This is a genomic window from Embleya sp. NPDC005575 (assembly GCF_040605455.1).
Lineage (GTDB): Bacteria > Actinomycetota > Actinomycetes > Streptomycetales > Streptomycetaceae > Embleya.
The window spans coordinates 1-13,985 of sequence record NZ_JBEXCV010000050.1 but is presented as its reverse complement, the minus strand read 5'-3'; the positions used below and the strand labels follow the sequence as shown (position 1 = coordinate 13,985).

General features: G+C 73.2%; 11 protein-coding genes. 2 read left to right on the top strand and 9 right to left on the bottom strand.

All coding sequences use genetic code 11. The features are described 5' to 3' along the window. Positions 1–10: 10 nt before the first annotated feature. Positions 11–673 carry a hypothetical protein gene (locus tag ABZS54_RS18700; RefSeq protein ID WP_355536701.1) on the top strand — a complete coding sequence of 221 codons (663 nt, stop codon included), beginning with the start codon at positions 11–13 and terminating at the stop codon, positions 671–673. Positions 674–681: 8 nt separating this feature from the next. Here ABZS54_RS18700 and ABZS54_RS18695 read toward each other — a convergent pair whose 3' ends face one another. After that, positions 682–2,184, bottom strand: a complete 1,503-nt coding sequence (locus ABZS54_RS18695) for a DUF6350 family protein (RefSeq protein WP_355536699.1) — start codon at positions 2,182–2,184, stop codon at positions 682–684. A gap of 131 nt (positions 2,185–2,315) precedes the next feature. Between ABZS54_RS18695 and ABZS54_RS18690 the strand changes: the two genes are divergently transcribed. Further along, positions 2,316–3,467 (top strand): sigma-70 family RNA polymerase sigma factor, encoded by a 1,152-nt coding sequence (locus ABZS54_RS18690; protein ID WP_355536697.1) that lies wholly within the window; start codon positions 2,316–2,318, stop codon positions 3,465–3,467. Positions 3,468–3,554: 87 nt separating this feature from the next. Here the strand turns inward: ABZS54_RS18690 and sucD are convergent, their stop codons facing one another. The 8 genes from sucD to ABZS54_RS18650 all read right to left on the bottom strand — a co-directional run bounded on the left by sucD (position 3,555) and on the right by ABZS54_RS18650 (position 13,844). Further along, entirely contained in the window at positions 3,555–4,439 is an 885-nt protein-coding gene (sucD, locus tag ABZS54_RS18685; RefSeq protein ID WP_020554621.1) for a succinate--CoA ligase subunit alpha, read from the bottom strand. Between the two features lie 16 nt (positions 4,440–4,455). Then, positions 4,456–5,631, bottom strand: a complete 1,176-nt coding sequence (gene sucC / locus ABZS54_RS18680; protein WP_355536695.1) for an ADP-forming succinate--CoA ligase subunit beta — start codon at positions 5,629–5,631, stop codon at positions 4,456–4,458. A gap of 619 nt (positions 5,632–6,250) precedes the next feature. Next, positions 6,251–7,414, bottom strand: coding sequence for a VWA domain-containing protein (locus ABZS54_RS18675; RefSeq protein ID WP_355536693.1), 1,164 nt, complete (start codon positions 7,412–7,414; stop codon positions 6,251–6,253). Next, positions 7,411–9,702, bottom strand: coding sequence for a DUF5682 family protein (locus ABZS54_RS18670; RefSeq protein WP_355536691.1), 2,292 nt, complete (start codon positions 9,700–9,702; stop codon positions 7,411–7,413). The genes ABZS54_RS18675 and ABZS54_RS18670 overlap by 4 nt, the downstream gene beginning before the upstream one ends. After that, a complete protein-coding gene (locus ABZS54_RS18665) occupies positions 9,702–10,778 on the bottom strand; it encodes an AAA family ATPase (RefSeq protein ID WP_355536689.1) in 1,077 nt (358 codons plus the stop codon). Before ABZS54_RS18665 ends, ABZS54_RS18670 begins: the two co-directional genes overlap by 1 nt. Before the next feature lie 112 nt (positions 10,779–10,890). Next, positions 10,891–11,241 carry a Uma2 family endonuclease gene (locus tag ABZS54_RS18660; protein ID WP_355536686.1) on the bottom strand — a complete coding sequence of 117 codons (351 nt, stop codon included), beginning with the start codon at positions 11,239–11,241 and terminating at the stop codon, positions 10,891–10,893. Positions 11,242–11,423: 182 nt separating this feature from the next. Beyond that, positions 11,424–12,902, bottom strand: coding sequence for a DUF5691 domain-containing protein (locus ABZS54_RS18655; protein ID WP_355536683.1), 1,479 nt, complete (start codon positions 12,900–12,902; stop codon positions 11,424–11,426). 111 nt (positions 12,903–13,013) lie between these two features. Next, positions 13,014–13,844: a hypothetical protein gene (locus ABZS54_RS18650; protein WP_355536680.1), complete on the bottom strand. Its 831-nt coding sequence runs from the start codon at positions 13,842–13,844 to the stop codon at positions 13,014–13,016. Between the last annotated feature and the right edge of the window lie 141 nt (positions 13,845–13,985).

Sequence of the window (13,985 nt, the reverse complement as noted above, 5' to 3'; positions counted from 1 at the left end):
CAGGCAGAGGATGAGTACCGGCAACGAGACCGACGAGCGGGATCCCTACGCCCCGCCGCCGGAGGGTACGCCCGATCGCCCGCCGGCCGCCCCGTGGAACGTGCCCGGCAACGGGCGAGGGGACGGCGACAACGGGGGCGATCGACACGGCCGCGAGAACCGGCCGCAGCGGGCGCCGCGCGAACCGCGCGAGCAGCCCGACCCGAAGGACATCCGGGTCCGCAATGGCCGACTGGCGCTGTGGTCGGGGGTGTGGGCGGTGTTCTTCGCACTGTTCCTGCCGTCCGACCTGGGTCTGGTGCTCGGCGTGGTGCTGGGCGTGGTCGCCCTGGTGCTCGGTGTCCGGACGGTGCGCGGGACGACGCCGGCCTCGGCCGGGCCGCGCATCGAGGAGGGCCCGGGCGGCACCGCTCGGCACCCCGGGCACGCCCCGGGCGGGCCGACCCGCCGGCCGCGGGTGCGCCGACCGGCGGGCTCCCACTCCGGCGCCGCGCTCGCGGGCCTGGTCACCGGCGCGATCGCGGTGGTCTACGTGCTGGGCGTGTGGACGTTCGAGGCGGCCAACAAGGACTACTACGACTGCATGGACAGCGCGCTCACCAAGACCGGCGAGCAGCGCTGCCTGGACAAGCTCCCGGAGCGCTACCACTTCCTCGTGGACGGCACGATCTAGGTCGTGTCCTAGGACGGGCCGGTTGTTCCGAAGGCCGTCTCCGCTTCGGCGGTGGCGGCCTTCGGGTTCTCCCGTCCGCGCCACCAGGTCGCGGCCAGTGCGGTCGGGGCCGCGACCAGCGTGATCTCGACGGTCAGCGCGGCGGCGGTGCGCCACACGTCCGGGCCCAGCTCGGCGAGGTTGGCCAGGCCTGCGGTGCCGGAGGCCAGTCGGGTCGAGACGAGAGTGAGCAGGCCGACGCCCAGGCCCGCCCCGGCGGCGTGCGAGGTGACCGCGAGCCAGGCTCGGGGCGGCTCGGCGCGGGCCGCAAAGAAGCCCGCCACGATGCCCGCGAGCGGCGGGAGCACGGCGGGCGCCCACGCGGCGGAGGGCACCGTGGCGGGGCCGGGCAGCGCGGCGAGCAGGGGCAGCGTGGGCAGCGGACCGAACGTGCTGCCGGTGGGTGCCAGCGTGGTGGCCGCGCCGAGCGCGAACCCGGTGCCGGCCGCGTAGGACACCGCCCACACGATCGCGTTGGGCACCAGCACGGCGCACAGCACGGCCAGCGCCGCGAAACCGATCGCGTCGTGCGTGGTCAGCGCCAGCGCGACGCGGACCTGGCCGGCATGCGCGAACAGACACGCGAGCACCAGGAGCGCGCCGCCCGCCGCGAGCACCGCGGCCGAGGCCAGGCTCGCGCGCACGGCCGGCACCCGCACCAGCGCGGGCCCGAACGCGCCCAGCACTCCCGCCGCCAGGACGCCGACTGCGGCCATCGCAACCGTGCCGAACACCGGCCGCACACCGGCCGTATCCACACCGGCGGCCACCGCGCACATCAGCCCGGTGTACACCAGCGCCTGGGACGCGAGCACGATCGCGGTCCCGGCGAGGCCGTCCGCGAGCTGTCGGCCGAGCCGGCACAGCAGCCAGATCAGCGGCACGGTCAGGCCGAGCGGGGCCAGCCGCAGCGGTACGACGGTCACGATCGGTTCGACCGAGCCGGTCGCCGAGTGGCTGATCTCGACGAACTCGAAGCCGACCTGGTGCGCCGCGAGCCAGATTCCGCCGACCATGCGCAGCAGCGCCTGCGGGTGGTCGAAGCCGCCCGAGGTGACTCCGCACATGGCCACGATCAGCACGAGCATCGCCACCGTGCCGAGCCCCGCCCCGACCGCGAGCAGCGCGGACGCCACTCCTCGGGCGAGGGCTCGCACGATCCGGGCGGTGTCGGGGCGACGGCGGGCGAGGCCGGCCAGCGCGGCCACACCCGACAGACCGGCCAGGACGGCGATCGGCGGACGACGGGGGCGCGGCGGGCCCCACGGCCGCTTTCCGGGCAGCGCGGGCTCGCCGCGGGCCTCGACGGGGCTCGACAGCGGCAGCGCACCGGGAGGACGGTCGGGCCTGGGCGGGACGGCGAGGGACCCGGGCGGCAAAGCCGGAAGGCGCTCGACGCCCGCCCAGGGAATGGATCCGGCCACCGTCCAGGGCGCCGACGGGCCGTGCTCGGTTTCCGGCGTTTCGGTCATTCTCCCCATGCTGCCCACGCGGCTACGATCCGAGCCGCATATGACCACGAGGCGGGATAGAACACCCCATTTGACCGATTAAAGTCGTCAAATATGCATTATCAACCGACCCTCGGGTACCTCACGCCCCCATGGGCATCGACGACGAGCGGACCGACCCGCGTGAGCGCGCCCCGGGCTTCGACGCCCTGTACGCGGCGATCGCACCCGACATCGCGCGCTACGCGTATTTGTTGACCGCGAGCCCCTCCCGGGCCGCGCACGTGACCCGGCGCGCGTTCACGCGGGTGTGGCGGGACCTGCCGGATGTCGGCGACACCCCCGCCGACGCCGCCTGGGTACGCACCCTCGCCGGCGACCTCGCGCTCGATCACCGGTTCCTGCTGCGGCGCGCCATCTGGCGACTGGTACCCCATCCGGACCGCACCGACCGGGTCGTCCCGCACGCCGCGGACGACGCGCGTCGCGACCAGGACATCGCGCTCCTGCGTGCGCTCCAGCGAGTGCCGAGCCATCGCCGGCGGGTGTTCGTGCTGCGCCACCTGTTCGGGATGTCGCCGGAGCAGGTCGCGTTCGAGACCGAGGCGACCACCGAGGGCACCCGGATCCGGCTCCTGAAGGCGCACGAGGACCTCGCCGAGCTGGTGCCCGCGCTGACCGGCCCGTCGCCGAACTGTCCCGAGGCACACGACTTCCTGACCACGATCACCCGCGACCTCGCGGCTCGCCACGAGCCGCGCGTACCCGGCCCGCGCGCGTCCCGGATGGGCAGCAGGGTCCGGACCTCGGTGCTGGTCGCGGCGGTCGCGGCGGCGATCCTGGCTCTGTTGATCGCGGCGCTGCCCCGGCTGCTCACTCCGGGCACCTCGCGCGACGCGCGGGGCGGCTACCGGGTGCAGCCGATCACCGGCTCGGAGGCGGCACGCAGGCTGCCGCCGGTGCCCGCCGACCGGGAGACCCCACCTGAGCCGGCCGCGGCCCCACCGGCGCCCGGGGCCGCCCCCACGCAACCGCCCACGCCCGCGGCGCCGGCAGCGGAACCGACGCCGGAGCCGACTCCGGCCGGTCGGGCCCGGCCGGGCGCCCCGGAGACCGCCGGCACGCCGCCGATCCGCCCGGCGACGCCCACCATGCGCCGATATTCGGGCCCGGCCTCGACGGCGCCGTCCACCCCCGGCCGGACGGCTCGAATCGGCCCGGGCGCGCTGCTGGCCCCGGAGACCGCGTTCACCCTGGACACGAATTGCGTGGACAACGGCCTGCGGCGCGTGCCGCCGCACTGACCGGGTCCGGTCGGAAAACCACGACGCCCCGCGCGCCGCCTGGAGGGCGGCTCGCGGGGCGTCGTGGGTCACGGGTGACCGGTGGGGTCAGCCCGCCATGATCTCGCGCATCAGGCGCGCGGTCTCGGACGGCGTCTTGCCGACCTTGACGCCGACGGCCTCAAGCGCGTCCTGCTTGGCCTGCGCGGTGCCCGAGGAACCCGAGACGATGGCGCCGGCGTGGCCCATGGTCTTGCCCTCGGGGGCGGTGAAGCCCGCGACGTAGCCGACGACCGGCTTGGTGATGTGCTCGGCGATGTAGGCCGCCGCACGCTCCTCGGCGTCGCCGCCGATCTCGCCGATCATCACGATCGCGTCGGTCTCCGGGTCGTCCTGGAACGCCTGGAGGCAGTCGATGTGCGTGGTGCCGATGATCGGGTCGCCACCGATGCCGACGGCGGTCGAGAAGCCGATGTCGGCCAGCTCGTACATCATCTGGTAGGTCAGCGTGCCCGACTTGGACACCAGACCGATCCGGCCCGGCTTGGTGATGCTGGCCGGGATGATGCCCGCGTTGGACTGACCCGGGGTGATCAGGCCGGGACAGTTCGGGCCGATGATCCGGGTCTTGTTGCCCTTGGCGCCGGCGAGCGCCCAGAACTGCGCGGTGTCGTGCACCGGCACGCCCTCGGTGATGACCACCGCGAGGCCGATCTCGGCCTCGATGGCCTCGACCACGGCGTCCTTGGTGAACTTCGGCGGCACGAAGACCACCGTGACGTCCGCGCCGGTGGCCTTCATCGCCTCGGCCACGGTCCCGAATACCGGTACTTCGGTGCCGTCCACGTCGACCGTGGTGCCGGCCTTGCGCGGGTTCACACCACCGACGATGTTCGTCCCGGAGGCGAGCATTCGGTGGGTGTGCTTCATCCCCTCGGAGCCGGTCATGCCCTGGACGATGACCTTGCTGTCCTTGGTCAGGAAGATAGCCATGCTGGGTCGGTCTCCCTTACTTCGCGGCAGCGAGCTCGGCGGCCCGCTCGGCCGCGCCATCCATGGTGTCCACCTGCTGGACCAGCGGGTGGTTCGCGTCGGTCAGGATCTGGCGACCCAGCTCGGCGTTGTTGCCGTCCAGACGCACGACGAGCGGCTTGGTGACCGCCTCGCCCTTCTGCTTCAGCAGTTCGAGCGCCTGCACGATGCCGTTCGCGACCGCGTCGCACGCGGTGATGCCGCCGAAGACGTTGACGAATACCGACTTGACGTCGGCGTCGCCCAGGATGATCTCCAGGCCGTTCGCCATCACCTCGGCGGACGCGCCGCCGCCGATGTCGAGGAAGTTGGCCGGCTTCACGCCGCCGTGGTTCTCCCCGGCGTACGCGACCACGTCGAGCGTGGACATGACCAGACCCGCGCCGTTGCCGATGATGCCGACCGAGCCGTCGAGCTTGACGTAGTTGAGGCCCTTGGCCTTGGCCGCCGCCTCCAGCGGGTCGGCCGCGTCCTTGTCCTCGAGCGCCTCGTGGTCGGGGTGCCGGAAGTCGGCGTTCTCGTCCAGCGAGACCTTGCCGTCCAGCGCGATGATCTTGCCCTCTTCGGACTTGATCAGCGGGTTGACCTCGACGAGCGTGGCGTCCTCTTCGACGAAGACGGTCCACAGCTTCTGCAGCGCCGCGACGATCTGGTCCGCCACCTCGGCCGGGAACTTCGCCGCCTCGACGATTTCGCGGGCCTTGGCCTCGGTCACACCCTCGATCGCGTCGACCGGGATCTTCGCGAGCGCTTCGGGGTTCTCCTCAGCGACGATCTCGATCTCGACGCCGCCCTCGACCGACGCCATCGCGAGGAAGGTCCGGTTGGTGCGGTCGAGCAGGAACGAGACGTAGTACTCGTCCACGGGCTTGGCCAGACCGGCCAGCATGACCTTCTTGACGATGTGGCCCTTGATGTCGAGGCCGAGGATCTGCTCGGTCTTCTCGACGACCTCGTCGGTGCTGAAGGCCAGCTTCACGCCGCCGGCCTTGCCGCGGCCACCGACCTTCACCTGGGCCTTGACGACGGCCTTGCCGCCCATGCGCTCGGCGGCGGCTCGTGCCTCCTCCGGCGTGAAGACGACTTCACCGGGCAGAACCGGCACACCGTGCTTAGCGAAGAGATCCCTCGCCTGGTACTCGAACAGGTCCACGCGGGTCCGTCCTTGTGATCGCGATCGGATATGCGGAAGATGCGCAGCCGCGTCCGTCGTCGCGCAGGGTCCGGCAGGCTCGCCCCCAGACTCTGGTGGACGGCGTCCGCACGCGTAGCTGATCCGCCTTGCAGGTTATCGGGCAGGAGTGCTAGGTCCGAAACGGGGTCCGGGGTACACGTCCCCGGAGGTCCTCGGCACCGGCTCCGCCGAACGTCGAGATCCGCCCGTTTACGCCTGTTCCACCGTGACACAGGGAACACACCCGAACGGACGGTGACGATAGGGGTGTGGCCGATCCCACGCCGAAGCCTCGGGGCCGACAATCACACTTACCCGGAATCCCGCCGGTGAACGAACGGAGCGGAGAGCAACCACGGGGTCACCGCCGTTGCGCGCGGCATGATCGCCGTTCTTCGGGATCGGGCTGCAAGCGACTCCCCGCGGCCTCGATGGCCGCGCATCACGCGGCGCGCTCCTCTCGCGCCACGACCGCGGCGATGACCGCGTCCATCGACACACCCCGCTGCCGAGCCGGGCGGGCGATCCGGTCGCGCAGTTCGACGTCGATCCTCACTGTGGTCCGCTTACCGCAAGGAACGCCGGATTCCGGGCTGCCCTACGGCGCCGGCACCGGAAGCGGCAGCCCCTGGATCGCCGCTGCCATCACCTCCGGGAACAGGTCGGGGGTGCACGCGAAGGCCGGGCTGCCGAGGGCGGCCAGCGCCGCCGCGTTGGTGTGGTCGTACGCGGGGGCGCCCTCGTCGGAGAGGGCCAGCAGGGTGACGAACGAGGTGCCGGCGGCCCGCATGGCCGCGGCGCGGCGCAACATCTCGTCCCGCACGCCGCCCTCGTACAGGTCGCTGATCAGCACAACGACCGTCTCCGCCGGGCGGCCGATCAGCGATTGGCAGTAGGCGAGCGCGCGGTTGATGTCGGTGCCGCCGCCGAGTTGGGTGCCGAACAGCACGTCCACCGGATCGCTCAGTTGTTCGGTGAGGTCGACCACGCTCGTGTCGAAGACGACCAGTGAAGTCTTGAGCGAGCGCATCGAGCCCAGCACCGCGCCGAAGACCGACGCGTAGACCACCGAGGCCGCCATCGAGCCGGACTGATCGATGCACAGGATCACGTCCTTTTGCACCCCGTGCCGCTGCCGCCCGTAGCCGACCAGGCGCTCCGGCACGATCGTGCGGTGTTCGGCCTGATAGTGCTTGAGGTTGGCCTTGATCGTGGCGTTCCAGTCGATGTCGTGGTGGCGCGGGCGGTTGATCCGGGTCGCCCGGTCCAACGCACCCTGGACCAGGCTCGTGGTGCGCTGCGCGACTCGGCGCTCCAAGTCGTCGACGACCCTGCGGACCACCGCGCGGGCGGCCTCCTTGGTGGCCTCGGGCATCAGCTTGTTGAGCGAGAGCAGGGTGCCGACCAGGTGTACGTCGGGTTCGACGGCGGCCAGCATCTCCGGCTCCAGGAGCAGCCGGGTCAGGTCGAGTCGCTCGATCGCGTCCTGTTGGAGGATCTGTACCACGCCCGCCGGGAAGTGCTCGCGGATGTCGCCGAGCCAGCGGGCCACCGACGGCGCGGAGGCGCCCAGGCCGGCCGCGCGCGGGCCGTTGCCGCGCCTGCTGCCGCGCGGCGCCGGGGTCTGCGGGCGGTACAGCGCGGCCAGGGCCCGGTCGATCCGGATGTCCTCGCCGGTGGGCCCGTAGCCGGTGCCGTCCGCGTCGCCGCCGAGCACCAGCCGCCAGCGGCGCAGGCGTTCGTCGGCCGTGCTCTCGCTCATCGGGTGGTCACCTTTCGGCGTTCGAGGCCGAGGATCTCGGCCAGCAACGGCAGCGTGGCATCCGCTCGCCCGGTGTCGAACAGGTCGGCGGTCGTGGCCGGGGCGGCGGGATGTGCCGGGGTGCGCACCCGCTCGCCGAGCATGCGACGCTCGGCCGCAGCGAAGGTGGCGAAGGTACGCCGCAGCAACGGCAGGATCTCCACGAACAGGTCGGCGGGGGTGTCGGTGATCCACTCGTCGACCAGGGCCATCAGCCGCTCGTCGTGCACGAGCAGCATGCCGCCACCCGCCAGGAATCCCTCGATCCAGGCGGCCGATTCGCGATGCGGAACGCCTCGGGTCAGCGCCCGGGCCAGCCGTGGAGCGGCCGCTCGCGGGTCGAGTCGGCCCAGGTCGAGCAGCAGTCGGGTGGCCCGGCCGGTGAGCAGGCCCGGCAGGTTTTCCCGGTCGGCGAGCCGGTCCAGGGTCGCGTACCACTCCTGCTGTTGCTCCTCGCTCAGCAGTTGCACGGCGGCGTGCACGGCGTCCAGGTGTCGGTGCATCGCCTTGGCGCCGTCGTCGTCCAGGCCCGCGCAGGCCGGCAGCAGACCGACGCAGATCCGAACCACCATGCCGGCCACCACGGTGCCCAGCGCGGAGGTGTCGGTGCCGCGCACGTCGCCGTAGCGCAACGCGCGCACCAGCCCCGGCAGCGCCTCGGCGAGTTTGCCCACGTCGGTGTCCAGCGCGGCGCGCTGGTCCAGGACGCGCATGATCAGCGGCAGTGCGTCGGGCAGGTCGGCGCGCAGGCAGCGCTCGGCCACCTCGGTGACGTCGGCGAGCGACTCGGCCCGGATCGCCAGGTCGGCCGTGCGGGCCGCGGCGGCGGCGAGCACGGTGGTCCCCCACACACCGGCTTCGGCGACCCGGATGGCCAACTCGGGTTGCCAGTCCAGGCGCCAGGTCTCGCGAAAGGTGCCCTTGCTCTCCCGGGCCCTGGCCGGCACACCCCACGGGATGTCCAGCAGGGCGAGTCGGTTGAGCAGCCGGCTGCGGTCGGCGTGCGACTCCTTGCGCAGGTCGAGTTCGAGTTCGCGGGCCGAGGGCTCGGGCTTGAGTCGCAGTCGGCGCTGCTCGCGGGACAGGTCGCGCTGGAGCGGCACGGCGGGCACCGTGTCGGGCACCTCGCCGATCACGTCGCCCACCACGAGGGTGTCGTGCACCAGCGCGAGCGGCCCGGTCACGCCGTCGCACATCACCGTGCGGACCGCCTCGATCGTCTCGTCCAGGCCGGCCAGCGGGCGACCGCGCAGCGCGGCCAGTGCGCTCGCGTGCCGGGTGGCCTCGATCACGTGCGCGGAGGACACCGGGTGGCCCGCGTCGCGCAGCAGCGATGCGATCCGGACGAACCAGCGGGGCAACAGATCGCGTTCGTCGCCGTTCGCGTACAGGTGTCGGTACCACCCGGGCGAGGCGACGCCCGCTCCGTAGCCGGAGCTCTGCGCGAGCCGGCGGTGTGTCCAGGGCACCCAGGTGGTCTCCACCTTGACCTTGGCCCGGTGCGGCGCCAGCAACGCGCGATCGGCGGCTGCCGAGGGGAGCCGGGCGAGCGCGGGCAGGTGCCAGGCGCCGCACACCACGGCGATCCGCCGGTGGCCGGCGCGGCGCGCGGACCGGATGCACTGGCGCATGTGTGCCTCGCGCAGCCGCTCGACGTCGGGCTCGGCCGTCGGATCGGGCTCGGGCTCGTCCTCGCGCAGCGCGGCCATCGCCTCGGCGAGCGCGGCGAACGGGGTCAGCGCGTCGCCGCCGGTGGGCAGCCGGTGCTCGATCACGTCCTCCCACCAGCGCTCCGGGTCGTCCTGGCCGGCCAGTCGGGCAAGTTCGGCGATCGGGTCGACCCGCGGCGGTGCGGGCGCGGCCTCCTCGTCCTCGGGCGGGGCGGTCGCGGCGCGCTCCTTGCGAGCCCGGTCTAGCGTGAAGGACACCGCGACCGGCAGGTCGACGAAGCGGATCGGCACGCTGTGTGCACCGGCGTACCGAATCGCCACCCACTCGGGGCTGAAGTCGGCGTACGGCCAAAAGCCCGCCTGTGCGGGATCGTCGGCCGCGTGCGCGAGCAGCGCGACGGGCGGTCGCATGTCGGGGTCGGCGGCGAAGGAGAGCAGCACGTCCGCCTCGGGTGGGCCCTCGATCAGCACGATGTCCGGCTCGACCTGCGCGAGCGCGGCGGCCACCGCCCGGGCCGAGCCGGGCCCGTGGTGCCGCACGCCGAGCAGGATCGGCGGATCGGCCGCAAGGGTCGCCATCAGGCTCGGTCCGCGTCGCGGCAGGCCCGGTAGAAGTCCTGCCAGTCGGCGCGTGGACGCACCGCGGTCTCCAGGTATTCGCGCCAGACCAGGGTGTCCGCCGCCGGATCATTGACCACCGCGCCCAGGATGCCCGCGGCCACGTCCGCCGAACGCAGCACGCCGTCGCCGAAGTGTGCGGCCAGCGCGAGGCCGCCGGTGACCACGGAGATCGCCTCGGCGGTGGACAACGTCCCGGAGGGGGTCTTCAGCTTGGTCCGCCCGTCCTCGGTCAGGCCGGCCCTCAGTTCGCGGAACACCGTGACCACGCGCCGCAGTTCGGCCTCGGCTGCGGCCACCGGGGGCAGGTCGAGCGAGGAGCCGAGCTGGGCCACCCGGCGACTGACGATGTCCACCTCGGCGTCTGCGGTCGCCGGCAGCGGAAGCACCACGGTGTTGAATCGGCGGCGCAGCGCGGACGAGAGGTCGTTGACGCCGCGGTCGCGGTCGTTGGCGGTGGCGATCAGGTTGAACCCGCGCACGGCCTGCACCTCGTCGTTCAACTCCGGTACGGGCAGCGTCTTTTCGGACAGGATGGTGATCAGCGAGTCCTGCACGTCGGCCGGGATGCGGGTCAACTCCTCGACCCGGGCCACCAGTCCGTGGCTCATCGCGCGCATCACCGGACCGGCAACCATGGCCGCGCGGCTGGGCCCGTGCGCGAGCAGTTGCGCGTAGTTCCAGCCGTAGCGAATGGCCTCCTCGGGGGTGCCGGCGGTGCCCTGGACCAGCAGCGTGGAGTCGCCGCACACGGCGGCGGCCAGGTGCTCGGACACCCACGTCTTGGCCGTGCCCGGCACGCCGAGGAGCAGCAGCGCGCGGTCGGTGGCCAAGGTGGTGACGGCGACCTCGATGATCCGCCGGGGGCCGATGTACTTGGGCGAGATCACCGTCCCGTCCGCCAGCGTGCCGCCCAGCAGGTAGGTCGCCACCGCCCACGGCGAAAGCTTCCAGCGCGGCGGCCGGGGGCGCTCGTCGGCTGCGGCGAGCGCGGCCAGTTCGTCGGCGAACGCGTCCTCGGCATGGGCCCGAAGCACACTATGCTCAATCGGTTCAGCGGACACGGTCACGGCGCTCCCCCAAGGCTCGAACAAACCCGAACAGAACCCATCCTGCCGCCCGGGTCCGACACCCTCGGGGCCGCCGATGTCACAGGTGATCGAACAGGAACCCGGTCTCGACGGTCACGTCGAACGGCTCGGGCAGGCGCACCGGGGCGCCGGCCTTCACCCGCTCGGTGAACGTGTACCGCCCGTCGACCGGCTCGAAGTGCACGATCACCTCGTGCTTTTGCCGATCCACGATCAGCGTCACCGGCACCTCGGCCCGCGCGTACTCGTTGGGCTTCTCCCGCAGGTCGACGCGGCGCGTACTGTCCGAGGTCACCTCGACGAACATCCAGGCCCCTGATGCGGACGTCGCGTGCCCGTCCCGAAATTCGGCCTTCTTGCGGGGATCGAGGATGACGAGGTCGGGCGTGCGTTCGGTGCCGACGCCCACCACAAAGGCAACGCGCCCTCCAGCACCAGGATCTCGGCCGGGAGCGCGTTCGCAAGTGGGTCGATCCGATCCGCATCGTCGGTCACCCGCCCATCCTCTCGCGGCGAGGTCCCCGGGTGTGGGACATACGACCGTCCACCAGGACGAATGGTTCGACCCGGCTGGCGCGAGAGCCTCCGCGGTCAGCCGCTCAGGAGTTCCGCACGCATCGTCGCCCGGTAGTGGAGGGTGTCGGCGAGGGCGCGGAATGCCTTGGGCCATTCACCGTCCCCCTCGGCCAGGCGTTCCACGCGCTCGACGACGGCCGGGTCCAGGCCGCGACCGGCCACGTCCCGGGCGCCGCTGAAGCTCCACGGGTAGCCGCCGCTCCCGGCCGCGCTCGCGAGTGCGTCCAGGACCGCGTCGCCCAGCGTCGCCGGCCACGGTGCCGGGCAGTTGGTCAGCAGTTGGAGCGCCTCGGACAGCCCATGCGCGGCGATGTGCCGGGCCACGTGTTCGGCGCACTCGGCCGCCGGCAGCACGGTCAGCAGCCGGGTGGGCGCGCCGCGCCCGGCCAGCGCCTGGGCCCAGTCGACATCGCGCTGGAGCACCGCAGCGCGGGCCCATCCCTCCCGGACGTCCTCCGCGAACCGGCGCGGCAACACCCGGGCCACGATCTCCTCGGGGCTCGCCCCGAACACCTCCCGCCACACCGCGAGCGGCGTGGCCGCCACGATCTCGCCCAACCACCACGAGTGGTCCTCGCGCCCGGTCGGCGACGTCTCCGCGATGCCGTCCCGCAGCATCGCCGCATCGCACCCGCTCGGCGGCACCACCAGCACCCGACCCGCGCCGCCGGGCCGCAGGCAGGCCAGGGCCCGCTCGCGCATCCGGGCCGCGAAGGCCGAGCCGGGCAGTTCGGTGAGCAGTTGCGCGGCGGCCACCCGAACCACCTTGGCCCGGTCGTCCAGCGCCTCCTCCAGGAACGGCTCGTCGCTCACCGACAACCCGGTGCGCAGCGCCGCCACCCACACCGCACGATCCTCCGCCGGCTCGGCGCTCCAGACCTGGGTCAGCAGCCCCCGGGCCGCGTCCGGGTCACCGGTGCGCAGCGCCTCGAACGCGGCGAGCCGCTCGCCGAAGCGGCCGTGCCGCCACAACTCGACCGGATCGTCGGGGTCCGGCACCGCGATCCGGGTCAGCCAGGCCCACTCCGGGTTGAGCCCGGCCAGCCAGCGTCCGCGCGGTCCGGCCAGGTCGGCCACGATCTCGCGCAGATCGGTCCGCGAGCGCGCCGCCGTCAGCAGCGCGGGCAACTCGGACTCGGGCGCGCGCAGGCCGGCCGCGCGGGCCAGCGCCAGCCATTCGGGCAGGAAGTCCATCCCGTCGCCCTCGAGCAGGATCCGCAGCCGCACCCTGGCCCGCTCCGGCACCGACGGCCGCGTATCCACCTCGCCGCACGGCGCCGGCGGCGCACCCGCCGGGGCCCGCCGCCCCGCACGCCGGTGCACCATCACGATCGCGGCCAGGTCGAGCAACCGCACCGCCTCGTCCGCCCGGTCCACCCGCGCGGTCAGCGCCCCGAGCGCGTCCTGCCCGGGCAACTCCGCGGCCGGTCGCCGCCCGGTGCCCACCAACGCCGCCGACACCAGGTCGTCCCACACCGGATCCGCCACCCGCATCCGAACTCCCTTTCCGCACAGACCGATCGGCAGGGCCGACCGACACCGGTGATGGTTTTCGGGCCCTCTCGGGCCGCTCCCGCCCCGCGCCGGGGCAGGGCGAGCGGCCGGCTACAACTGCACGGCCCGACCCTCGTGCCACGCGGTCACCGGGACGAACCCGCGCGCGCCGTACTCGCCGAACACGGTCAGCCCCGCGCCACCGGACATCGCGGACAGCCGCCACAACGCCTGCTCGCCGGTCCGCGCCCGATCCACCGGCAGCCAGAATCCGTCCGCGCCCGCGATCCGCCACCCCATCGGCTCCGGCACCGCGACCACGTCGGCCAGCACCACCGGCCAGGCCTCCAGCCACGGTTCGCTGCGCAGTGCCTCGGCATAGCCCAGGGTGGCCTCCTCCGGGCCGATCCCCGCCGGCTCCTCGCCCGGCACCGGCGCGCCGCTGCGCTCGCCCAGCGCGGCCCGCAGCGGCACCGCGTCGTCGTGAAAGGCCGCGTCGGCCTCGATCGATCGGCCCACCGGCAACGCCAGTTGCGGCGCGCGCCCCTGTGGCCCGAAGGCCAGGACGAGCGCCGGTCGGCCGGACCGCACGCCGCGCAGCCAGATCCGACGCTCGGTCAGATTGCCGTCCGCGCTGTCCCGGCTGCCCAGCACCAGCCACCGGTCGTGCACCACCGTGCCCGCCTCGCGCGCCTTGCGCAGCACGTCCTCCGCATCCACGGTCCAGCCGATCCGCGCCCGCAGCCCGGCCACCAGGGACGGGTCCAGGTCGTCGGCGTGTTCGTGGGCGCGCAGGAGCAGCCACAACTCGGCGTAGTCCTCCAGGAGCCGGCCGGGCCAACCCTCCGCCCCGGACGCCGGTATCGCCCCGGCGGCCCGCAGCCGGGCCGCCAACCCCGGTGCCTTGGCGTCGACCATGCGCTCGGCGATACCGTCCCACATGGCATATCCCTCACGCTCGGTGCCCGCCAGGCCCTGATGGACCCGGTCGGCCAGCCAGCGGCGCAACCGCTCGGCGCCCTCGGCGACCTGGGCCGCCCGCTAACATCGAATCTCTCCGACTCGGGATCGCTTGTCAATATC